Below are 24,096 nucleotides of genomic sequence, written 5' to 3'. Positions count from 1 at the left end.
TTGATTTTTATTATGTAAATAAAAATGATTCTCATTTGTATTTGATGTGTGATTATTATATCGTTACCTTAATCGAGTTAACTATAAATGAGTCACTTATGGCACTTAATTTTCTTTGTCCTGTCCATCGAGACTGGGTGTATTTCCATCCTCAAGAAGCGCTGTCCTATTTAGAAAATTCACAACAGCAAGGTGAGACACTTTTACAACAGCAAAACTGGCATGAGGCGATTGCTCATTTGGGTTGTGCGTTTGAAGCAACAGAAATATTGATGGAGTTGCAGGGGGCTGGTGAGTCTTTTTTATTGTTTAGGTTAACGTCATTGGCCGTGTTACTTGCCTCCAGTTTTAAGCATTTAAATGAACATGATTGTGCGCAGCTAATATTGAAACAAGCGCAACAAAAACTTCAGCTGGCAGCGGATACATCTTTCGGTAACAAACCGAGGTTAGCGTATATTCAAGAGTGTTTGTTTTCTATCAGAACAAACCAAGAGCAATTCAAGGTAAAACATATGTTTGAGCAACCGATTTTTACCTCGCAGGTTCATTAATTGTGTTTCATGAATATGAGTATCTATGTTAGTGGCTAGGTATTATTTCTAGCTTAGCTAGTGAAAATACCTATTGGTTAATGGATATTAAAATGTCCATCTACACCTTAGATTGTTTATATTTTAGTTTTATATAAATGATGCGAATAATCGGTTATCAAATTGTAGTCTGGTTTTAAAATAACGATTCAGTTTCTCAAAAAATGTATAATCTTAAGTACTGTATTTATAGGGGGGGTCATCAATGCCAAATTTTGTAATTGAATACAGTGGATCGCTAACTCAACAAATTGATGCTGATACCCTAATGGATAAGGTGTTTGAAGGCGCAAAGGATAGCGGTCATTTTCCACCAGAAGCCATTAAAATTCGAATTGAACCTCGTGCAAACTTTCGTTTGCACGATAAGTATAAAGACTTTCTTCATGTGTCTGCGCATATTTTAAGTGGACGCAGCGATCAACAAAAAATCGAGATTTCGAACGCGGTACTAACGCCACTTAAAACCTTAGGCTTAAGTAGCGTTTTTGTGTCTGTGGAAGTTGTGGATATTCATCGTGCCAGCTTTGTAGATTTTTGGTACTAATTACAATTGTTTAGCAGACCTTCATTAGGCCTGTTTCTGCCAACAACTTTGCGCTGTTTAAGCGTGCTTGCATATTATGTATTGGCATAGACACTATCAACTCATCTACTTTAGTGGCTTCAATAAATTGGCTTAGTTTATCGCTTACAGTCTGCTTTGATCCCACTAAAGCGTAACGTAAAATATTCGACAACATCGCTTGGTCTGCTGCAGTACAAATCTTTGTTATATCATCCACTGGCCTAGCAAAAGGGCGATTGACGCCAAGGCGTAAATTCATGAATTGTTGTTGTACAGAAGTAAATAAATATTCGGCTTCTTCGTCAGTGTCGGCAACCACCGCCATCAAGCCTGCCATCATGTATGGCTTTTCAGATTGTTCTGACGCTTGAAACGATGAACGATAAAGACTAATTGCATCGAATAGTTGATCTGGTGCAAAGTGAGAGGCGAAAGAGTAGGGCAGGCCAAATTGACCTGCAAGCTTGGCGCTATACAAACTTGACCCTAACAACCAAATAGGAACATGGGTATTGGCTCCTGGTACAGCAACAATATTTTGCCCTGCTTGTGGTGCGCCTAAATAATGTTGCAGTTCACGGATCTCTGCAGGGTAATTATCCACATCAGACGTGAGGTTACGTCTCAATGCTCTGGCTGTTGCCATATCTGTGCCGGGCGCACGTCCTAAGCCTAAATCTACTCTATTGGGAAACAAGGTAGCTAATGTGCCAAATTGTTCAGCAATCACTAGTGGGGAATGGTTAGGTAACATCACACCACCTGAACCAATTCTAATTTTAGATGTGGCTGCGGCAATATGTCCTAGGACTACAGCGGTGGCAGAGCTGGCCACGCCATACATGCCGTGATGTTCTGCCAACCAAACTCGGTTATAGCCTGATTGTTCGGCCTGTATTGCCAGTTGACGTGAATTATCAAGAGCGTCAGCAATGCTTGAACCTTCAGCAATAGGCGCTAAGTCTAAAAGTGAGAATGGCAATGTCATAGGTAACCTGTTGGATGTAACAAAATTAAATGTACATTATCATAAGTGAATCAGACTAGGCGGTCTTAACTGTTTTTGATTTATCATTGATATAGGTAATCAACAAAGGATATTTTTGCATATAAACCTCAATTTAGACCCGTTAAATTGTGTCTATTTGATTTTCTGGCGCAGCTTTAATAAAAGCGTCAACTTGATTGCAGTTTTTATAGGTATGCATAATGTTGGGGAATGAAGTCATGTCTACTTCGAATCGCAAAGCGTTGTATACCTGTGGGATCAAATACACATCAGCTAAGGTAATTTGATCGCCAAAGCTATATTTTGTGGTTTCTAACATTGACTCAAGAGCTTCAAAACCCACCACTATCCAGTGATTATACCAAGCTAACTTTTGCTGAGGATCTACTTTGAGTACCTCTGTAAGGTAATTGAGTATGCGTAAATTGCAAATAGGGTGGATATCGCAAGCAATCATATCCACAAAGCTTTGAATTTTAGCCGCCTGAAAGGGATCAGGCGGTAACAATATCGAACTAGGATATAGTGTATCTAAATAACTCAAAATGGCGCCCGATTGAGCTAAATACTGGCCATCATCGGTTTCTAAACAAGGCACTAATCCTTGTGGATGTTTAGTTAAATAGTCTGCGCTTTTGTGTTCCTTTTTTAGTAGATTGACTGGCTCGATAGTATGCTCAATCTGTTTTAAGTTTAAGGCGATCCTGACCCTATAAGCAGCAGATGAGCGATAATAACTATATAATTTCATGGTTAAGGCCTATACCTTAGCTGGTAAAACAGTCGCGACTACCTCTCCAAAACCAATTCTTGTCGCGCCGTCTTTACTGCACGATGCGCGCATAATAATACTGTCACCATCTTCTAAAAATGTGCGTTTTTCGCCGTTTGGCAAATCAACAGGGGTTTTGCCACCTTTGCTCAACTCAAGTAGCGAACCTGCTTCTTCATATGTGGGTCCCGACTGAGTACCTGAACCTAATAAATCGCCTGAACGCATGGCACAACCATTACTCCCATGATGAGTTATCAGTTGTGCTGGTGTCCAATAAGAATATTTAAAGTTGGACTTAGATAGTTGTGCCATTTGTTGATTGTTATCACGCATAGCTTGGGTCTGGATAAAACAGCTTAAGTCGATATCTAAACCGCCATGTTGATTATTCTGCTCGCTACTCAAATGTGGCAATGGCTGAGGATCGGCTTCTGGGCGAGTAAACTTAGTGCGATAGGGCGCTAAGGCTTCCATGGTGACTATCCAAGGTGAAATAGTCGAGGCAAAACTTTTCGCTAAAAATGGCCCTAAAGGCTGATATTCCCATGCTTGAATATCCCGTGCCGACCAATCATTAAAAATACATACGCCAAACAGATGTTGTTCGGCATCTTCAATGTTGATTAGATCGCCCATCTCGGTGCTTTTACCCACAAACAAACCCATTTCTAATTCGTAATCCAAACGTTTACAAGGGCCAAAACTCGGCTCGGAGGCATCAGGCGCTTTGGTTTGTCCTACTGGCCGATGAAATTTTTGACCCGACACACCTATAGTGGAAGAACGGCCATGGTAACCAATAGGTATCCATTTATAGTTAGGTAATAATGGGTTGTCAGGGCGAAATAATTTACCAATTGCAGTGGCGTGATAAATAGAGGTATAAAAATCAGTATAATCGCCAATCTGGCAAGGCATACCAAGCTCGATATCTGCTTGAGCAACCAAAGTGGACGCTATTGCACTTTGTAGTGGTGAGTCTGTCCGTAGAGCCTCAGATAATGCCAATCTTAGTGCAGAGTTGGTCTCAACACCCAAGTCCATCAAAGCATTTAAAGTAGTTTGGTTCGCCGCTTCTAATGCTGTTTGTGCTTTACCACTGAATAGATCGAGTTTGGCTAAGGCGGCTAAATCTACCACTTGATCACCAATGGCTACGCCACCTCGAAATGCTTCTTCTTGGCCCTTACGCTTAAAAATTGCAAAAGGTAAGTTCTGGATCGGAAAATCGCTATCAGTATTGGCACTAGTAACCCAACTGCTAAGTTTCACATTATGTGTTTCATTGATCATTAACATATTTTTTCTCTCAAATTGTTTTTAGCTACAAGCTACGAGTTTCTAGCTTTTAGCTCGAGGCTCGCAGCTAGAAGCTCGTCGCTGCTTTTAAGCCTTGCCATCAAAGTGTTTTTTAAGATTTCCCCAACAACCAAGATAATCTTTTTGTCTTGTGGTTGAGTTTAACGCGTATTCTGTGGGCGCAATTACATAGCGAGACTCAAACATAAACGCCAATGTATTCTCATATTTTTGTGGAGTCAGTTCTGCACTTGAGGCTTTTTCAAATACCTCTGCTTCGGGTCCATGGGGTGTCATACAGTTATGTAAACTCATACCTCCCGGTTCAAAGCCTTTTTCTTTTGCATCATATACCCCATGCACTAAACCCATAAATTCACTCATCACATTACGATGATACCAAGGTGGTCTGAAGGTATTTTCTGCGACCATCCAACGTGGTGGAAATATAACAAAATCCATATTGGCGGTGCCTTGAGTTTCTGAGGGGGAAGTCAGTACCGTAAAAATGGAGGGGTCGGGATGATCAAAACTCACAGCGTTGATCACATTGAAACGGGATAAATCGTATTTGTATGGCGCGCTATTACCCACCCAAGCCACAACATCAAAAGGACTATGATCTAGTTCAGCTTGATACAGCTCACCGCAGAACTTAGTGACTAAACCACTGGCTTGCTCTTTGTCTTCAAACCAGGCTGTTGGGTAATAAAAGTCTCGCTGATTAGCAAAGCCATTAGCACCCACTGGTCCTCGTTCTGGCAAGGTAAAAGGCGCTCCGTAGTTTTCGCAAAGATAGCCACGGATAGGTTCATTTGTGGGTTCTATTTGAAACTTAATGCCGCGAGGAATAACCATTATCTCACCGGGTTTCACATGGAGTAATCCTAACTCGGTGCGGGCTATTAATTCACCTTGCTGGGGCACAAATAATAACTCGCCATCTGCATTGCAAAAATAACGATTGCCCATGTCTTTATTCGCTGAATAAAGATGGATGCCAATGCCTATTTGGGTTTTAGCATCGCCGTTGGCCGCTACAGTTATAAGTCCATCAATAAAATCAGTAGGTGTATCTGCAATGGGTTGTGCATTCCAGCGCATCACATTTGGTGGGCAAGGTTTACCGCTTAAAGGTGCGGTGCGCAGCAGACCCTTATCAATAGCTGAATAGTCACCCATGCTGATTGATGGTCGAATACGGTACATCCATGTGCGACGGTTTTCATGTCTAGGGGCGGTAAAGGCTGTGCTACTAAATTGTTCTGCATACAAGCCGTATGCACACTTTTGTGGATTAAACTGACCAATAGGCAATGCACCAGACAAGGCTTCAGATTCATGTTCGTTGTTAAACCCATGGGAATAACAAATATCAATGGGCTTAGTCATAGATTTACCCCTTTGTAATATGTGTTTGCAATATACTCTCATATGAAACTATATTGCTGTTATTATCAACCTTATTCAGTTTGATTGTGGTGTATTTTATTCTTTACGCGGATTGGTATAAGTAGGTAAAAAAACATGCAAAATTTAAAGAGTGATGTTGTGCAACTCAAACAATTTGTTCCTTATAGAATGGTGCATTTGGCTGCAAATATAAGCTTGGCATTATCCAAAATATATAAACAAGAATTTGATATTAGCATTCCAGAATGGCGAGTATTGGCGCAGTTAGCGCAACAACAAAAGCTGTATTCCAAAGATATTGGTGAGATCACTTCTATGGATAAATCTAAAGTATCCCGTGCGGTGAAAGTGTTAGAAAGTAAACAGTATTTGATAAGGAAAACTGACACCAAAGATAATCGCGCAGCATATCTGTCTTTAACTGCCCAAGGTAAGACGCTTTATCAAAAAATTGTACCTAAAGCGCTGCAATGGGAAAGGGAACTGACGGGAGTACTGGACGCCAGTGAACATAAAGATTTAATGAAAATTTTGGATAAGCTTGATGAACAAGTTGTGCAGATTGAAGCACAAACAAAGCGCGGTAATTCAACTGAGTAGTTCAAAAATAAATAGCGATAAAGTCAAAATTAAGCATTGCTAGGTATTATTCTTCATACTTTGTTGCACTATCACTTCTATTTCACCGCATATCACTGTTATATTCTGCTACCTAGTCATCAGTTTATTGGGAAAGTGTTCAATGGCACGCCGTGTTTGGAACAGTATGTTTTTAAAGGTTTTATGCATTTTTTTTGGATTCGTCAGCCCTGCCAGTTTTGCGCTTAGCCAAAAAGTACTTGAACAAAGCCCTGATACCATAAAAATTGGACTTGTGGCGTTCGCAGTTGTGTTGGTTTTATTATTATTGTTGGCCATTATCTTTAAAGTTCAACTCAGTAACGCACGTAAAAAGCAGCAAACGCACTGTAAAGAATTGTCAGATAAACAATCACTTCTCAACGATTTCAAGGTTGGCATGTTGCACGTCAATCAGGCGGGTGAAATTATTTTTGCTAATCGAGTGGCGGCATTTTTTCTTGGCAGTAAAGAAGACAAGTTAATTGGAAAACCTTTGATTGAGGTGTTTGCTCAAGATGTGCATGAATCAATTAACACCGCTTTAGGATCTACTCAGTATGTGCCTTTGCAAACCTATGTGGCAGCTAGTAAACGTCAATTGCAATTAGGATTTACTAAGCAGTCCGTTGTTAATGATGGAATAGCTAGCGTGATTTCTCTTGCTGATGTAAGTAATTATCATCATCAAATTGAGCAACAATCTTCTAATTTAAACAGCTTAAATCTTGGATTGCACCAAAGTGGTTTAGCTAAGCTGACTATTGACTTTGATAACAATACTTTTACTACAGATCAGTTGTTTGCTGATTTACTTTTAGCAGCAGAACCCTTGAGTGGTGAGCTCAATCAGTTAAAGAAAATGCTTAGCATTAAAGCAGCGTTGGAATGGGATAAGGCCTTAGAAACGAGTAAAAAACAGCATCAAATGGACATTAGCTGCGAGTTTTTACTGATAGATAAAAACCACATAGACACTCAGGGGAGTGAACCAAAAGAAGCGCAACAACAAGACACCATCCCATTAAGGTTTATTGGATTGAGTAGGAAGAAAAATGATAAAGGTGAAACCACGCGTTTAGATTTTATTGTGCAAAACCTCTCAGATTTAGAACAATATAAAGCTATGCATCATGCTAGCCAGCAACAAGTTAACACTTTGTTAGCAACCAGTCCGAATCCAGTTTATTTGCTGGATGAGCAAAATAGATTCATTGCTTGTAATGCCGCTTTTGAGTCGTTGTTTAAACAAAAATTCTCAAAAATAGAAAATAAAACCATCCAAGAATTAGACATGTTACCCACTGAGATAACTCGTCTGCATTCAGAAAATAATTCCAATTTTAGTTCTGTGAATGTAGGGCATGATAAAGAATTCGAATTACAGTTGGCTGATGAGGTGCTGCACACACTTAAGTTAAAATTAAAGTTTTATTCAGGTAAGAATAAAAAACGAGCCGGTGTTGTGGGGGTGATCCAAGATGTGACCGAACTTAAACGTGCCAAAAGTCAGCTTGAACAAGAGCGAAAACATTTCATAACAATATTGGATTTAGCGCCTGTTGCTGTTGCGACTATTGATGCCGACGATCGCATTGTTAGAGCTAATATTGCTATGACTGATCGACTCGGATTAAGTGAAAGGGAATTGAAGAAAGACACGTTTTATCAATTGTTTAACGACTCTAGTAATGCAGGAAAAGCTGCTAAACAAATTCATCAAAGCGGCAGATTACGTGGTTTTGTGGCGCAATTAAAAGGTAAAAATGACGAGTTGCATCCTAGTGAGTTACATGTCGATTTACTCAATAATGAAACCCAAGAGTACTTGTGCTGGATTTCGGATCGTACTAAAGAACAGTTCCATCAAGATAAATTCGATGGTTTGTTGCAACACAGCAGTATGCCAATGGCAATTTTGGGTGAACAAGGTTTTACTAAATTGAATCCTGCCGCTTGCGCATTTTTTAATATAGAAGATGAACATGATTTATTCGGTAGCACACCTTATGCTGAAGCGTTAAATCTAGACCAACAAGCTTCTGAAGAGCTAGAAAGGCATATATCCAAAGTTAAATTGGATGGTCAGGCCAAATCATTACAATGGGAGCATCGAGTAGGACTGGAGCCTTTACCTTGCCACGCGACTTATGTACCTATGTACAAGGGCCAAGAATTCGATTCAATTCTATGTATTTGGACCGACTTTAGAGATTTACAGCAGGCGGATGAAGCGCGAATTGAGGCGCTGAACTTGCACCAAGCTGCAGAGAAAGAAATCGCTGAGAAGCAGCAGTTATTGCGCAGCAGTCAAGATCAGTTAGCGTCCAAAATGAAAAACTTGGCAGATACAGAGTCAAAACTACAAGCAGCCCAAGATGACTTATCAGAAAAACAAAGCGAATTTAGTGACTTGCAACAGGCTCATCAGAGTGTCACCGATAATCTGCAAGAACTGCAACAAGATTACAATCAAAGTCGTTCTCAGCTTAGTGAGGCGCAGAACGCTAACAGTGAGTTGGCCACGCAATTAGAAGAGTCCACAGCTAAAGTGTCTGGTTTACAGGCGCAGCGCAATCAAATATCAGATGCCCTGCAAAACAGTGAGAAAAAGTACAAAACGGCGCAACAAGAGTTGCTTGAAAGTGAGCGCAATGCCGAGAACCTTAAACAACAACAACTCAGCCAACAATCTAAGATGGAAAACTTTGTGGCAGAAATTGATGGACTTAAAGAGTCTATTGAACAAAAAGATCTGCAGATAAATGAAGTGGGTGGACAAATAAATTCATTGCAGTCTGAGTTAACAAGTTCTGGCAATACCACTGAAAAATTACGTCAATTATTGGTTAATCAACGTAAAGCCAGTGAACAAGCAGAAGAGCAACGCAGAAACCTAGAGCAGACTTATAAAATAGCTGAGTCAGAGTTATCTAATAAAGTACGTCATGTAGAACATTTACAAAATGAAATGCAAAAATTCGAAGAAATGTCGAATCAACAAAAAGGCGATATGCAACAACAGCAAAGCCAGTTGATGCAAGAATTAGAGGAAAAACAACAGCAGTTGCAAGAAACGCAACAAGTTTTAGACGAAACTAAACAAGCAGCCGAACAAGAAAAAGTAGCCAAACAACAACAGCAAAATCAATTAGAAATATTGCAAAAAGAACTGTCTGAAATGGAAAATAACAGTCAGCAGCAACAGCAAAAAATGGCAGAAACTGAACAAGAGTGGCAGGCACAACAGCAACAAATTCAACAAGAACTAGCCGCTAAACAACAGCAATTGCAAGATACCGAGCGCACCTTGCAGCAAGCCAAAGAACAAAGTGAAAAAGAAAGAGCGGATAAAGAGCAACAATTAGCCCTGTTCGAAAAACTCCAAACAGAACTCGCAGAAGTGGAACAGCGTAATACCCAGCAGCAGCAACAAATAGCTCAAAGGGATAGCGAATATCAGCAACAACAAGAAAATATGCAGCAAGAGCTCAAAGCCAAGCAGCAACAATTGCAAGAAACTGAACAAAATTTGAGCCAAGCAAAAGAACAAACAGAAGCAGAGAAAAAACAACAACAAAGCTTGTTTGAAAAGTTGCAAAGTGAATTAAGTGAAATGGAAACACGCAACGCACAACAGCAACAACAGATGGCAAAAAGTGATGAAGAATGGCAGATACAACAACAAAAAGTGCAACAAGAGCTGATCGCTAAACAAGAACAATTACAACAAACGGAACAATTGTTGTCACAAACCAAACAGCAAACAGAAGCAGAAAAAGCAGCAGAAAAAGCCGAGAAAGAACAGCAGCTTGCACTGTTTGATAAATTACAAAATGAGCTTGCAGAAATGGAGCTTCAAAGCACCCAGCAGCAACAAAAAATTGCTCAGAGCGACCAAGATTGGCAAAAACAACAACAAGCCTTGCAAGATGAAGTCGAGGCTAAACGACAACAACTACAAAATACCCAAGGTAATTTAGACGAAATTAAACGCCAAGCAGATGACGAAAAACTGGCGCGTTTAGAACAACAACAGAAACTTGAACAATTAACCGTTGAACTAACTGATGTAGAAAGTCGTGCGGTCAAACAAAAAGAAATGATTGAAGGCAGCGATGAACAATGGCGTAAACATCATGCAGAAATTGAACAACAAAAATTACAATTGCAGCAGGCCTTGATTGAAGCTGAAAAGCAAAACAGTCAAATGCAACAAAAGTTGGAAGGTAACTTACAACAGCTTCAACAAGCTGAGTCACAAGTTTCAGAAACCCAGTCAGGCGAACAAAAGCTACAAGATGAACTCAATCACGCCCGAAACGAAGCAGAGCAGTTGCAGCAACGTATACAACAACAAGAAGAACATGAACGTAAGTTACAAGAACAGCTCGAACAGCAACAGCAGAGTCTGCAGGGAAGTGAAAAAAGTATTCATTCTCTTGAAGAAAAACAAGCGCAATTAACCGAGCAATTACAAGCGGTACAACAAGAATATTCAAACAGCAAAGAAAGTCTAAATGATCAACACAGTGATCACGCTGAATTAGCAGAGCAATTACAAAAACTGGAACAGGATTTACACAACAGCCAATCGCAATTAAGTGATAAAGAAAGTGCCCTGCAAGAAGCAAAACAAGAGTTGGAGTCAAATCAGGCTAAACTAGCTGAACAAGAGAGCGCATTGCTGACTGCACATAAGGAAGAGCTACAACAAGCCATTGAACAACAACCTGTACAAGTAAATAAAGCACCATCTGAAATAGCCAAAATTGAGATGCCATCTAACCCCGCAGTATGGTTCGATTTATTGCCCTATTTACAAAATCAAAATGTGACTAAACCATTGCCGGTTGCTTTAAATGAGCTAATGGAAGAGTTGGAAAACGGTATTAAAGAAACTGACAATGCGATAGATGAAGACGATGTGACTGCTATTTTACGTGGTGCTCGTAAGTTGGTACTGGTGGCTAATAAAGTGAATTCTGAGGCATTAACTGATGTGGTAACCAGGTTAGAAGCAGACTGTCGTCAGGGCCTAGTTGATAATATTTCAATCTCTTGGCCCACAGTGCAACGTTCGTTGAATAATACTTTAAGGGTGATTTATTCTCATTTAAATAATTGATGTTTGCGAAAGTTATCACTGAATTGATCTAAATCTATACTTATCTAGTATAAGTAGATTGCCATCAGATGTTGGGGGGTATCAATTGTGACAGGTTCTTTCCTTGAAGAATTAACATAATTGTTGCAAGCTCAACGGTCAAATAAAAGGTTCTTTTATTTCTGACACGCTGCTCTAGAGGAATTTTAAGAGTATGAATTATGATTAGTCATCTTAACTGGAATAAATTATTTTGAATTTTTATGTGGCACGCCAGCCTATTTTGGATAAAGAAAAAGATTTATTCGCTTATGAATTATTGCTACGGGATAGTTTGGACAATTATTTTCCAAAACACATAAATGAAGAGGAAGCCACTGCCAAAATCATCGAAGGCTTAGAGTTTAATTTAGGCTTAGAAAGTTTGACTCAAGGATCTTTAGCCTTTATCAATTTTACCCATGATTCTATAATTAATGGTTATCCTTTGTTATTGGATAGAGAAAAGATTGTGGTGGAGATACTCGAAACAGCTAAACCAGGTAAAAAGCTGCTTGCAGCTTGTATCGATTTAAAAGAAAAAGGTTATACCATTGCCTTGGATGATTACGAACATGATCCCAGATGGATGCATTTTTTCCCTTATGTGGATATTATAAAACTCGACTATTCTCTGACATCTGAACAGCAGTTTCAGGAAATCATAAATGTATTACGCTCTTACTCTCATATTAAGTTATTAGCTGAAAAAATTGAGACATATGCTGAGTTTCAACACGCCTTGAGTATTGGTTGTGAGTATTTTCAAGGCTACTTTTTTAGTCGACCAGAAGTGATAAAGACTATTGCTTTTAACCCTTCTCAAGTTGCTGTGGTTAACTTGTTGTCCGAAATTAATAAAGACGACGTTGATGTTAAAAAGATCACTTCTATTTTTGAAAATGAAGTCAATTTATCTTTTAAATTACTGCGCTATGTAAAATCACCCATCTTTAAACGTGATGTTTCCATAGTATCCATAAAACAAGCCATATTAGTTCTAGGTTTTGAAGAGTTAAAACGTTTTATATTTTTGCTGTTTACCGCTCAATTTTCGGTTGGTAAACCCAAAGAGTTAACTGTTATGGCCTTATCTAGAGCACGCTTTTGTGAGTTAATGGTACAAGCATCCTTGCCAACGCATTCACAATCATCTGCATTTTTAATTGGATTATTATCCTTAATCGACGCTATGGTGGATGGTGATATTCAAGAACTTATGGGCAAGTTACCCCTACAACAAGAGATGAAAGATGCCATCATTAATCGCAAAGGTGAATCGGCCAAATTTTTAAAACTATGTGAATTATTTGAAAAAGCAGACTGGCAAAATATTGAACTGTATTGCCAACAACTAGGAGTTGAAACCGAACAGTCTAGTAGTGTATTCCAAGAGGCTTTAAATTGGGCAGACCTTAGGATATCTGCAATTCACTGAGGGCGTTAGGGTAGTTGTAGCCGCAATTGAATATATATTGTATTACGGAAAAGGTAAAAAGAGTAGTGCATCAAGGCACTACTCATGAGCTTCAATTTCAAAGGCTCCTTAGAAATAAAACTAAAGGTAAAAATACAAGGGTGAGTGTTTCTTTAAGAGTAGGTTAAACCAAAGCCATACGGAAATAACGGGTTGTAGTTTTTATCTCCCTTATTCACTTTAGGTTGCGATAACTGTGGCCAACTGAAGGACAACTTACCTGTAAAATCATAATCTCCAAATAACACATCGCTAACACCTTGCCCCTCTGAACCGGGTAACCATGCTGCTATAAAAGCGCTTGATCTATCGAGTTCTGGTTCAATGATAAGTGGTCTACCTGAAACCAGAATAGCGATAACGGGCACACCTTTACTACTGATGTTTTTAATGGTTTGTAAGTCTTCTGGGTATAATTTGTTGAGTTCAAGAGAGTCACCACTAGCCCGCAATACTTTTACTTGGCCATGGATCTGAGCGCCAGATTCAGTGATGACTTTATCGTTGCCTCTAATATCGCCCATACCTTCAGCGTAAGGTGTTTCGCCTATGACCACTAATGCAACATCATGCATCTCAGGTGTAGCTTCTATGCCATCGCCATTGACGCTGAGTTGCGCTTTTGTGGCGACTTGTTTAATGCCTTGCCAAATAGATGTGCCACCTTCTATTTCGTCGTTGCCAGACACACCTTGCCAAGTGATAGTAAAACCACCACATTGATGACCAAGATTATGGGCATTTTTCCCAGCGACTAAAATTCGGGCATTTTTACTTAAAGGAAGAATGTTGTTGTTTTTTAATAAAACTAAGGATTTTCTGACCGCTTTACGTGCTACTTGACGATGCTCTTCGCTGCCAAATGAAGCGTGATTTGACCATTTTCTCAGGGCAGGGCGAGGTTTATCAAATAAACCAAAAGCATACTTTACCGATAAAATACGTCTTACCGCATCATCGATTCTGCTTATAGATACAGTACCAAGTGCAATATGGCTGAGTAAATTTTCTATAAAAAGTGGCCAATTTCTGGGCACCATAAACATGTCGATACCTGCATTAACCCCTTGTGCAACAGCCAAATAAAAATCGTCTTCTAGGTAATCAATGCCTTGCATATCTGAGATCAGAATACCGTCAAAAGCCATTTTTTGTTTAAGAGTATCGACCAACAAAAATTCATGAGCATGACATTTATCGCCATTCCAGCTACTAAAAGACACCATAATACTCAGCACACCAGCTTTGATCGCAGCTTTGTACGGCTGAATATGGGTGGCTTGTAATTCATCCCAATTCAGTATGGTATCGCCTTGATCAACGCCATATTGAGTTCCGCCATCACCCACCCAATGTTTGGCGCAAGCTAAAATATTATCTTGACTAAGGTTGCCCTGTAAGCCGTCAATCATTTTGTTTGAATATAGAGTTACTAGACTTGGTACTTCAGCATAACTTTCGTAGCTGCGTCCCCAATGATAATCCCGAGCAACGGCTAAGTTGGGAGCAAAGGCCCAATCAACACCTGTAGCTAAAACCTCTTTACTGGTGATCTCTGCAATACGTTTAATAAGTTTAGGATTGTTGGCCGCGCCTAAGCCAATATTGTGGGGAAATATGGTGGCACCTTTAACATTGTTATTACCATGAATAGCATCAAGCCCATAAAGAATAGGGATCCCAAGATGTTGTGTGTCTTGGTCAGTTGATGCCTGCCAATAAGCATCGTTCATCTCTACCCAACCTTTAGGGGAATTGTCATCAGGACATGAGCCTGCGCTACTTAAAATAGAGCCCAAGTGATACTGTTTTGCTTCTTCTGGCGAGCAGGTCATACGGTCGGCCTGGGTCATTTGTCCGATTTTTTGTTCGAGAGTCATTTTGCTCAACAAATCGTCAACTTTTTGTTGTATCGATTTGTTTTGTAATACTTTATTCATTGATGATCTCAAACTCGCCTTTGAGTTTTGTTGGTGTTGTAAAAATTAATATTATATTGAGTCTCAAACAGTACCTAGTTTTTTACCTTATTTAAATGTGGCAATTACACAATGTAAACGAGTTAAAGTGAACTGAATACAGGGTGAGGTGGAAACATATAATTACCATGTCACTTGTTGCCAACTAGGAACTAATATTTCTTGTTTATATTCTAAGGCATAGGATTAATGTTGAACTGGCTCGCTCTAACTCTCAACAGCTAGCTATTGATTCGCAAGCTCACCTTGAAAAACACTATAAAATCAGCATGAAATGAATTACTAAATCAATTGTGGTCTTTTTAGTCTCAAAAAGAGTCCGCCTTAGCTTTTTTCATTTGTGTTCATTATTGAATGGCTTAAGGTGCAAAAGCAAAGAACCAATCTTTGCTTTTTTAACAATAAAAAATTAAAAAGAGAGTGTGATGATGAACGGTTCGGCCCCCCCAAATAGCGAAGTCAACGGTAAGTTTATTGATATGGATGGGGAGCGTTTTTACGTTATCTACAATGCTGAAATAATGCCAGCGTTTTTTATTAGTTTAGTGTCTGACAGTGATCATTGGTTGTTTATTGCCTCAAATGGTGGATTAACCGCAGGCAGAGTATCACCAGAAATCTCATTATTTCCTTATGTGCCAGTTGACCGTATTTACGAAAGCAATAGTCATACTGGCAGCAAAACCTTGCTTAAGGTTAATAAAGGCAATAAAACCTATAGCTGGGAACCCTATAACAAAGACTTTAATCATCAGTACAGCATTAGCCAAAACCTGTATAAAAATACCCTAGGTGACAAAATTTGCTTTGAAGAAGTTAATCACGACTTACAATTAGCTTTTCGTTATAGCTGGAAAACCAGTGATAAATATGGTTTTTGTCGCCAATGCGAATTAGTTAATTTGGCGGCAGAACCTATCTCGGTTCAGATGGTTGATGGCATACAAAATATCCTACCGGCCGGCACCCCTCGTTTAACACAAGGTAATTCAAGTAATTTAATTGATGCCTATAAATGGAATGAATTAGAGCAGTCGACAGGCTTAGCTATGTTTACTCTGTATTCAGGGATCACTGACCGAGCGCAGCCTAGTGAATCCTTAAAAGCCAATACGGTATTTAGTTTAGGTTTTGATTGTCCTCAGATCCTACTAAGCAACACCCAACTGGATAAATTTAGGCGCGGTGAAACACTACAAGATGAACCCCATAAACGAGGGATCCGCGGTGCTTATTTTCTGAATGTTGAATTTAACTTAGCCGCAGGCCAGTTACAAAGTTGGCAAATCGTCGCCAACCTTGAGCAAAGCCAATCACAAGTATGTGAAGTGATCCAACAGCTTGAAAACCCTAAGAAGATGGCGAGTGATATTGACCATTCTATAGCGCATGGCTCGGATGAATTAGCTAAGATCATGGCCGGTACTGACGGTTTTCAAGTGACTAACGAAGAAAATGTCACAGTGCATCATTATGCTAATACCTTGTTTAATTCTCTAAGAGGTGGTGTGTTTGATGATGACTATCGTATTTGTGCGGCTGATTTTATTGCTACCTTAAAAACTTTTAATTTACCTTTGTTTGAAAAACACCAACTGGCATTAGCAAAGTTACCAGAAAAACTTGAATTTAGTCAGTTTACTCATTTCACCCAAGCTTTGAACGATAGGCAAATCGATCGTTTAGTTGCTGAATATTTACCGGTTACCTTTGGTCGTCGACATGGCGATCCTAGTCGACCGTGGAACCAGTTTGAAATAAAATTGAAGGATGGTGAAGGCAATAGATTGTTGTCCTATCAAGGTAATTGGCGAGACATATTTCAAAACTGGGAAGCCTTATGTTTTAGTTATCCTGAATTTATTGAGTCGGTGATTGCTAAGTTTGTTAACGCATCAACGATTGACGGTTATAACCCCTATCGCATTACAAAAGGTGGCTTAGACTGGGAAGTTGAAGAGCCAGAAGACCCTTGGAGTTTTATCGGTTATTGGGGCGACCATCAAATTATTTATTTGTTAAAAATGTTGGAATTGTCTGAACAGTTTCATCCTCAAAAACTGACTGATTTACTACACCAACCAATATTCTGTTACGCCAATGTGCCTTATCGGATCAAGTCATTTGAAGCCATGCTGGCAAATGCCAAAAGCACAGTGGATTATGATCAGCAATCAGCCAATAAGATTGCGCTAAAAGTACAAAGTGTAGGGGCCGATGGCAAGTTGATTTGGGATAAAAATGGCGACGTTTATCAAGTTAATTTATTAGAAAAACTGTTGGTGCCTTTGTTGTGTAAATTAGGCAACTTAGTGGTGGAAGGCGGTATTTGGTTAAACACTCAAAGACCTGAATGGAATGATGCAAACAATGCATTGGTAGGTCATGGGGTGTCGGTTGTCACTTTGAATTATTTGCGACGTTATGTACATTTTTTACAAAACTTGTTGGCAAAACAACACAAAACCGTAGAACTTTCTGCAGAAGTGGCTTTATGGGTGCAGGATACTGCCTTTGTGCTTTGTGAGTTAGTACCTAAGTTAAGTCATACACAAGTGACAGATGAGCTGCGCTTTGAAGTGCTGGAAGGCTTAGGCCAAGCAGCGTGTAAGTATCGTACTAGTGTTTACCAAAAAGAGTCATTTAGCCATAAAGTGATGACAAAACTACAGTCTATTCAGAGTCTGTTAGCGGATGCATTAACAGTGATAGATCACAGCATCAATAAAAACCTCAAAGAAGATGGCTTGTTTCATTCATACAATTTGTTGGCATTGAGTGATAACAAAGCGGCTATAAAAAATCTTTACCCAATGTTAGAAGGGCAAGTGGCTGCATTGTGTTCAACTGCCGTTAGTCCTGCAAAAGCGGCGGATGTATTAGATGCGCTATATGCCAGTGATATCTTTAGGCCAGATCAAAATACCTTCATGTTATATCCAGATAAAAACCAAGTTGGATTTTTAGCTAAAAATATTGTACCAACAGAGCAAATAAAACAAATCCCTGTGCTTATGGGTATGCTCAAGCACAACGACCATAGTATTGTGACCCAAGATGTAAAAGGTAATTATCGTTTTAATGCCAATCTTAAAAACAGTAGTGATTTATTGGCGCAACTTAAAAGGCAGATGCCTCAATATGCTGAGCTTAGTCAACATACAAATATACAAATTGAAAATTTGTATGAGCAGGTATTTAACCATCAAGCATTTACCGGACGCTCTGGTGCCATGTTTGGTTTTGAAGGGCTTGGATCTGTGTATTGGCATATGGTGTCTAAGTTACTACTGGCAGTACAAGAACACTTTTTCCAAGCGTTAGATGAAGACGCTGCTCCTGAATTAATTAAACGTCTAGGTGATTTATATTACCGCGTAAGGCAGGGGATAGGTTTTAATAAAAAGCCTGAAGAATACGGCGCTTTTCCTTGTGATCCTTATTCACACACACCAAAACACGCAGGGGCTCAACAACCAGGTATGACAGGCCAAGTAAAAGAGGAAATTCTGACTCGTTTTGGTGAGTTAGGGATCAAGGTTGAGCAAGGAGAAGTGCGATTTGTACCCAGATTATTGCGTAAACAAGAGTTTACTCAATCTACTCAAATCTTTAGATATCTGGACCTATCTGATCAATGGCAAGAAATTGCCTTGCCCGTCAACAGTATAGCCTTCACTTGGTGCCAAGTGCCTGTTGTATATGAGCTAACTGAAGGTGATTCGATGTTAACTATGACACTTGCGGAAGGAGAACAACTAAGGAGGAAGTTTAACAGTCTGGATCAAACCCTAAGTAATGAATTGTTTACCCGCAGTGGTAAAATTAAATCCATACGAGTATTGATAAACTCTAGCTATTTATTTGATTAAAATATAGCTATATTAGCGTCCAAATTGATAACGCTCAGACGTAGATTATTTTTTGGTATACGTTAGGGATGCTTTTTATAGCAGGCTTAGCCAATGTATTAAATATACGAATTATTGGATGAGCAGGATAATCTAGATATGGGTGAAATGGCTAAATATAAACTTTATACAAAAAAACTGGTTACACATCTGAGCGTTGTTTTTGTAACTAGTAGTCTTTTAACAGCTTGTGGCGGTTCTAGCAAAAAAACAACAGTGATTACTCCTCCAGTCCCTCCAGTGGTGATAACCCCTGAACGGGACGGTCAGTCTGTTGCTCGCATGTGGAATGAAGTGCTTTTATTAGCCATACGTAATGACTATGCGCGACCCACTGTACATGCCAGAAACTTATTCCATATTTCTTCGGCGATGTTTGACGCTTGGTCAGTTTACAAACCGCAAAAACATGGGTTTTTATTTGGCAATGAGGTCGCTGGATTTTCTTGTTCAGCCGAAAATATCAAAGTGCCAGACGATGTTTTACCGCAACAAGAACTCGCTATTAGTTATGCTGCTTATCGGATTATTCAACATCGATTTAATTTCTCACCAGGCTCATTTAAGATAATGGAAGCTGCCGATTCACTGATGCAAAGTTTAGGCTTCAACCTTGATGACGAGTCATTGGATTATTCCCAAGGTTCGGCCGCTGCATTGGGTAATTATATTGCTGATTGTTATATTCAATTTGGTTTGCAAGATGGTGCAAATGAAGTGAATTCTTACGCTAATATATCCTACCAACCGGTGAACCCTCCATTAGTTTTAAGTGCTGGCGCCACTGGTAATCCATCCATTGCAGATTTGGATCGTTGGCAACCTTTGTCAATAAATGGCTATATTGATCAAGCAGGTAATCCGGTAGATGACGCACCCAGTTTTTTAGGTCCTGAATGGGGGCAAGTAGTTCCATTTTCTCTTTCTGAGAATGATAAAAATGTATTTGCTCGTGATGGTTTTGATTATCAGGTTTATCATGATCCAGGCACTCCACCTATGATTAATGGAGCACTAAGTGAGCAGTATAAATGGGGATTCTCATTGGTGTCTATTTGGTCGTCTCATTTGGATCAAAATGATGGTGTAATGTGGGATATCTCACCAAAGAGTCTTGGAAACATATCTGCCTATCCGAACTCCTTTACAGAATATGATGAATTTTATAAACAAACTGAAGGTGGCGACCCAAGTATGGGTTATGCACTTAATCCAATCACTAATCAGCCCTACGAAGAACAAATGGTACCCCGCGGTGATTACACTCGTGTATTAGCTGAATTTTGGGCGGATGGTCCTGAATCTGAAACTCCCCCTGGACACTGGTTTGTTATCTTAAATACTGTGAGTGATCATGAATTGTTTGAAAAACGTTGGGCAGGTGAAGGCGATATATTAGGGCCGCTTGAATGGGATATTAAGTCCTATTTCGCTATGGGAGGTACTATGCATGATGCTGCTGTGGCTGCATGGGGGATCAAAGGACGTTATGATTATATTCGTCCTGTATCAGCCATTCGAGCGATGGCGAAAGGACAGAGCAGTGATCCTTCATTAAGCTCATTTCGGATTGACGGTATACCTTTAGTAGAAAATTATGTTGAAGTGGTTACAGCAACTGATCCCTTAGCTACCGATAAACCAGAAAATATTGGCAAAATTAAACTTTATACTTGGAAAGGGCCAGACTATATAAACAACCCTTTGGTTGATCAAGCTGGAGTGGGCTGGATATTGGCAGAGCAGTGGTGGCCGTATCAAAGACCTACTTTTGTCACGCCTCCTTTCGCAGGTTATGTATCAGGTCATTCCACTTATTCTAGAGCCGCTGCAGATTTGATGACATCCATAACAGGATCTGCTTATTTTCCCGGTGGGATGAGTGAGTTTGAGGTAACTGCCAATGACTTTTTGGTTTTTGAGGAAGGACCCAGTGTGAGCATGACTTTGCAATGGGCGACCTATAAAGACGCATCCGATCAGTGTAGTTTGTCGCGTATTTGGGGAGGCATTCATCCGCCAGCTGATGATCTACCAGGTAGAGAAATTGGTGCTAAAATCGCCGTTGATAGTTTTGAATTTGTACAGTCGTTTTTTACTCAATAATTTATTGACGAGTCATCACTAGCTCAATTTTAACAAAGGGTAGGGAGTTTAATACGACTATTCTGCCCTAATTAATTGAGATTGGTCTATGTCTGATTCAAGTCTTAGATTTAGGCGATTATTTTTCTAGCGCTTGCACATCAACCGCAAAATATTACTAAAAGTAGCTAATAAAACAGAGTGTTAAGAAAAAGCTATTACCATAGGTGCAAAGGGTGAGGCCGATAGTACCTATGGTATATGTAGGGCTTAAGTTGGGTGGTTATTTGACCAGAATCGCTTCCAACTCTTCCAAAGATTTACCTTTAGTTTCAGGTAAAAACTTAAGAATGATCATCAGTCCAAAAAAACCAAAGACACCATATATCGCAAAGGTATAGGTGGCACCTAAGTTTGCAAGTTCCCATGGAAATACTAGCTGAACCAAGAAACTAATGCCTGAGTTAATTAAGCCAACAAATGAGATGGCAATTCCGCGAATTCGGTTGGGGAACAATTCTGAAAACAACACCCACATAACAGGACCTAAAGAGACGGCAAAACAGGCGACAAAGCCTAATATGCTCACTAGTATCATAGTGCCATTCATTTGGATCGCTGCGGACACTAATGTCGATTCAAATTGAACTGCCTGTGCCGTGCCTAACAGGTCGGTGATTGCTGATTTGAATGCTAAATCACTGGTAAATGTAGCGCCAATAATAGGTTGTAATGCTTGTAAGTCTATATCTGTCGATAGGGTGCTGATAGCTTGGGCAGTTAAGGTGTAAGTGGCTGCATTAAATTGATATGCCAAACTGAACATACACACAATAATCCCTGATACACCCATAACTAATAATGATTTTCGTCCGATTTTGTCAATAAGTGCGATAGCAATTAAGGTAAATACCACGTTTGTGATACCTACTAATATGGCTTGCATAAATGAGGCGTCGGTACCTAAACCCGTTTGCTCAAAAATCATCGGAGCATAAAAGAACACCGCGTTAATACCAGTGATTTGCTGTAATATCGCAATGGAGATCCCCACTATCATTACTAGGCGCATCGAGGGCTTAAGTAAGTCTATAAAAGCCCCTTTGGTTTTGTTTTGTTCAAGGTTAATGTTGTCACTAATATTTTGTATTTCTTGCTCAGCATTTTGCTCACCTAAAGCGCGTTTTAGAATAACACTCGCCTCCTGAGTACGGCCTTTCATCATTAACCATCGTGGGCTTTCTGGGACTATGGCAAGACACACAAAATATAACAGTGCAGGGATGGCTTCAATGCCTAACATCCAGCGCCAATTCCATTGGTCAAAACCTAGAGATTGTACCCATTGGGTATCAGAATCAGCAGCCTGTAAAATCAAATAGTTGGTGAAAAATGCCACTGAAATACCCAGTACAATATTTAACTGATTAAGGGAGACCATACGTCCACGATATTTAGCAGGGCCAATTTCTGCAATGTACATAGGTGCAATAATCAATGCCGCTCCTACACCTAAGCCGCCGAGCATTCTAGCTATAACTAGCATTAAAAAACTAGGCGCAAATGCTGATGCAATAGCCGACACAAAAAACAAAGTCGCGGCAATTTTTAATATAACTTTTCTACCAAATCGGTCACTAAGTGGACCCGCTGTAATCATGGCAAAGGTAGCGGTAAGGGATAATGAAGCTACGGCCCAGCCTAATTGAATTTTTGTTAGGTTAAATTCGGGTTCGATAAATTTGACCACACCTGAAATAACAGATGCATCAAAACCCATTAGGAACCCTCCTAATGCAACTATGATGGATACGTAAAATACGTAGAAAATAGATTGAGGCTGGTCTGTTTTCATTCTTATGCCTTATATGAAACGCTAGGAGAATCTTGGGTAGCAAAGCTAGACTATTCGTTCTAAAAAGACCGACTAATTCGGCAAGAGGGTCTTATACAGCGGTAAAGCGGATTGAACCGCTAGCCCACAGTATTTACCAAGTGTAAACTGAACTACGCAGTCTTTGCCAACTAAGTTGGCTGTTAAGGAATTTAATGCCACACTCATTTTTTCAAGAAACATCTTCTGTCGATGGTCGCAACCAAATTTATCAGTTTGGCCTTTTACATATCGGTTTTTGGACATTTGTAAGTATCATTAGTTTTTTTTCATTAACGCTCTGGTATGGGCCATACGACTGGTTTCATATTCTACATATTTTCTTGCAAGCCTTTATTGGGTTAGGTTTTACCATTTTTTTATATTGGATTTTTATGCATATTTGGGACAAACCCTTTGTGCAAAGAGCCAGCATAGGATTGTTGATGGTTTTGCTGGTGGCTTTTGTTTGGACCTTGGCCAGAATTGAATTGTTTATGTGGGTGACCGAGGCAGGTAACAAATGGAGTGAATTTGGTGGCTGGCATTTTGCCAGTTTGTTTATCTTTTTGTGCTGGACTGGGTTGTTTCATGGCATGCGCTACAATGATTTATTGCAAACTGAACATCGGATCATGCTAAAAGCAGAAGCTGAAACTCGTGAAGAACAAATCAAACGAATGCGCGCGCAGTCAATTGCGAGAGACGCTCAAATTAAGATGTTGCGTTACCAGCTTAATCCTCACTTTTTATGTAATACCCTGAATGCGATTAACTCCCTAATAGAAGTTAATGAATCAGAAAAAGCCCAAGGTATGACGGTGCAGTTAAGCCGCTTTCTAAGGCATTCGTTGGACAATAACCCCGACACCAAGATCACTCTCGAAAATGAAGTTAATGCGCTCAATTTATATTTGGAAATTGAAAAGACTCGATTTGGTGATCGACTCAGCTTAGACTTTCAGATTGAGCAGGACGCTAAGTTGGCTACGGTTCCAAGTTTACTGTTACAACCAATCATCGAAAATTCCATGAAACATGCTATTGCTCAAAATGAATCAGGTGGAACCATAAGCCTGTATGCCAAAGTAGAGAATAATAGACTGATTATGCAACTCAGTGACACCGGTAGTGGTAGTAAAGTGGCACACAGCAAAGTGGGCAGTACCAAAGGACGTGGCGTAGGCCTGCGCAACACTAACGATAGATTAAAAGCCTTATATGCACAGGACTTTTCTATTAACATCGACATACTACCATCGGGTGGTTTGAAAACGACCATTGAGTTGCCATGTGAATATCTAAGTAGTGAAAAAAATATCCCTAAACAAAGCCGTCGTTAGTCATCAA

At 39.7% G+C, this 24,096-nt stretch carries 14 protein-coding genes; 8 read left to right on the top strand and 6 right to left on the bottom strand.

All coding sequences use genetic code 11. The features are described from left to right. The first annotated feature begins 98 nt into the window (after nucleotides 1–98). A complete protein-coding gene (locus GARC_RS11260) occupies nucleotides 99–554 on the top strand; it encodes a hypothetical protein (RefSeq protein WP_007620000.1) in 456 nt (151 codons plus the stop codon). A gap of 244 nt (nucleotides 555–798) precedes the next feature. Then, complete coding sequence (locus tag GARC_RS11255; RefSeq protein ID WP_007619998.1) at nucleotides 799–1,140, top strand: 5-carboxymethyl-2-hydroxymuconate Delta-isomerase; 342 nt, start codon at nucleotides 799–801, stop codon at nucleotides 1,138–1,140. Between the two features lie 10 nt (nucleotides 1,141–1,150). Here GARC_RS11255 and GARC_RS11250 read toward each other — a convergent pair whose 3' ends face one another. From GARC_RS11250 to hmgA, 4 genes are all read right to left on the bottom strand, one after another. Further along, the gene (locus tag GARC_RS11250; protein WP_007619996.1) at nucleotides 1,151–2,149 is read right to left on the bottom strand and encodes an LLM class flavin-dependent oxidoreductase; all 999 of its coding nucleotides are present in this window, start codon (nucleotides 2,147–2,149) and stop codon (nucleotides 1,151–1,153) included. A 142-nt stretch (nucleotides 2,150–2,291) separates the two neighbouring features. After that, nucleotides 2,292–2,921: a maleylacetoacetate isomerase gene (gene maiA / locus GARC_RS11245; protein WP_007619994.1), complete on the bottom strand. Its 630-nt coding sequence runs from the start codon at nucleotides 2,919–2,921 to the stop codon at nucleotides 2,292–2,294. Nucleotides 2,922–2,930: 9 nt separating this feature from the next. Then, nucleotides 2,931–4,244 carry a fumarylacetoacetase gene (gene fahA / locus GARC_RS11240; RefSeq protein WP_007619993.1) on the bottom strand — a complete coding sequence of 438 codons (1,314 nt, stop codon included), beginning with the start codon at nucleotides 4,242–4,244 and terminating at the stop codon, nucleotides 2,931–2,933. 87 nt (nucleotides 4,245–4,331) lie between these two features. Continuing rightward, nucleotides 4,332–5,636 carry a homogentisate 1,2-dioxygenase gene (hmgA, locus tag GARC_RS11235; protein ID WP_007619991.1) on the bottom strand — a complete coding sequence of 435 codons (1,305 nt, stop codon included), beginning with the start codon at nucleotides 5,634–5,636 and terminating at the stop codon, nucleotides 4,332–4,334. A gap of 135 nt (nucleotides 5,637–5,771) precedes the next feature. Here hmgA and GARC_RS11230 point away from each other — a divergent pair, with 135 nt between their 5' ends. The 3 genes from GARC_RS11230 to GARC_RS11220 all read left to right on the top strand — a co-directional run bounded on the left by GARC_RS11230 (nucleotide 5,772) and on the right by GARC_RS11220 (nucleotide 12,859). Next, entirely contained in the window at nucleotides 5,772–6,257 is a 486-nt protein-coding gene (locus GARC_RS11230; RefSeq protein ID WP_007619986.1) for a MarR family winged helix-turn-helix transcriptional regulator, read from the top strand. 142 nt (nucleotides 6,258–6,399) lie between these two features. Further along, the gene (locus GARC_RS11225; RefSeq protein WP_007619984.1) at nucleotides 6,400–11,403 is read left to right on the top strand and encodes a PAS domain-containing protein; all 5,004 of its coding nucleotides are present in this window, start codon (nucleotides 6,400–6,402) and stop codon (nucleotides 11,401–11,403) included. A 232-nt stretch (nucleotides 11,404–11,635) separates the two neighbouring features. After that, complete coding sequence (locus GARC_RS11220; RefSeq protein WP_007619982.1) at nucleotides 11,636–12,859, top strand: EAL and HDOD domain-containing protein; 1,224 nt, start codon at nucleotides 11,636–11,638, stop codon at nucleotides 12,857–12,859. 152 nt (nucleotides 12,860–13,011) lie between these two features. Here GARC_RS11220 and GARC_RS11215 read toward each other — a convergent pair whose 3' ends face one another. Then, entirely contained in the window at nucleotides 13,012–14,838 is a 1,827-nt protein-coding gene (locus GARC_RS11215; protein ID WP_007619981.1) for a glycoside hydrolase family 3 protein, read from the bottom strand. Nucleotides 14,839–15,305: 467 nt separating this feature from the next. Here GARC_RS11215 and GARC_RS11210 point away from each other — a divergent pair, with 467 nt between their 5' ends. Together GARC_RS11210 and GARC_RS11205 are read left to right on the top strand one after the other, a co-directional pair. Then, a complete protein-coding gene (locus tag GARC_RS11210) occupies nucleotides 15,306–18,749 on the top strand; it encodes a hypothetical protein (RefSeq protein WP_007619979.1) in 3,444 nt (1,147 codons plus the stop codon). A gap of 147 nt (nucleotides 18,750–18,896) precedes the next feature. Continuing rightward, nucleotides 18,897–20,894, top strand: coding sequence for a vanadium-dependent haloperoxidase (locus GARC_RS11205; protein WP_226989128.1), 1,998 nt, complete (start codon nucleotides 18,897–18,899; stop codon nucleotides 20,892–20,894). Between the two features lie 262 nt (nucleotides 20,895–21,156). On the opposite strand, the gene GARC_RS11200 is transcribed toward GARC_RS11205, so the two are convergent. After that, nucleotides 21,157–22,728 (bottom strand): sugar porter family MFS transporter, encoded by a 1,572-nt coding sequence (locus GARC_RS11200; RefSeq protein ID WP_039989384.1) that lies wholly within the window; start codon nucleotides 22,726–22,728, stop codon nucleotides 21,157–21,159. Between the two features lie 413 nt (nucleotides 22,729–23,141). Here GARC_RS11200 and GARC_RS11195 point away from each other — a divergent pair, with 413 nt between their 5' ends. After that, nucleotides 23,142–24,089 (top strand): sensor histidine kinase, encoded by a 948-nt coding sequence (locus GARC_RS11195; protein WP_007619973.1) that lies wholly within the window; start codon nucleotides 23,142–23,144, stop codon nucleotides 24,087–24,089. Nucleotides 24,090–24,096: the final 7 nt, after the last annotated feature.

The organism is Paraglaciecola arctica BSs20135, assembly GCF_000314995.1.
In the GTDB taxonomy this organism is placed as follows: Bacteria; Pseudomonadota; Gammaproteobacteria; order Enterobacterales; family Alteromonadaceae; genus Paraglaciecola; species Paraglaciecola arctica.
This window is presented reverse-complemented; position numbering and strand designations above follow the sequence as displayed.

Excerpts from the sequence above, each read along its gene's own strand:
- GARC_RS11255 (WP_007619998.1), top strand. The coding sequence starts at position 799 with ATGCCAAATTTTGTAATTGAATACAGTGGATCGCTAACTCAACAAATT.
- GARC_RS11195 (WP_007619973.1), top strand. The coding sequence starts at position 23,142 with ATGCATATTTGGGACAAACCCTTTGTGCAAAGAGCCAGCATAGGATTG.
- GARC_RS11250 (WP_007619996.1), bottom strand. The coding sequence starts at position 2,149 with ATGACATTGCCATTCTCACTTTTAGACTTAGCGCCTATTGCTGAAGGT.
- fahA (WP_007619993.1), bottom strand. The coding sequence starts at position 4,244 with ATGTTAATGATCAATGAAACACATAATGTGAAACTTAGCAGTTGGGTT.
- GARC_RS11215 (WP_007619981.1), bottom strand. The coding sequence starts at position 14,838 with ATGAATAAAGTATTACAAAACAAATCGATACAACAAAAAGTTGACGAT.
- hmgA (WP_007619991.1), bottom strand. The coding sequence starts at position 5,636 with ATGACTAAGCCCATTGATATTTGTTATTCCCATGGGTTTAACAACGAA.
- maiA (WP_007619994.1), bottom strand. The coding sequence starts at position 2,921 with ATGAAATTATATAGTTATTATCGCTCATCTGCTGCTTATAGGGTCAGG.
- GARC_RS11260 (WP_007620000.1), top strand. The coding sequence starts at position 99 with ATGGCACTTAATTTTCTTTGTCCTGTCCATCGAGACTGGGTGTATTTC.
- GARC_RS11225 (WP_007619984.1), top strand. The coding sequence starts at position 6,400 with ATGGCACGCCGTGTTTGGAACAGTATGTTTTTAAAGGTTTTATGCATT.
- GARC_RS11200 (WP_039989384.1), bottom strand. The coding sequence starts at position 22,728 with ATGAAAACAGACCAGCCTCAATCTATTTTCTACGTATTTTACGTATCC.
- GARC_RS11210 (WP_007619979.1), top strand. The coding sequence starts at position 15,306 with ATGAACGGTTCGGCCCCCCCAAATAGCGAAGTCAACGGTAAGTTTATT.
- GARC_RS11230 (WP_007619986.1), top strand. The coding sequence starts at position 5,772 with ATGCAAAATTTAAAGAGTGATGTTGTGCAACTCAAACAATTTGTTCCT.
- GARC_RS11205 (WP_226989128.1), top strand. The coding sequence starts at position 18,897 with ATGGCTAAATATAAACTTTATACAAAAAAACTGGTTACACATCTGAGC.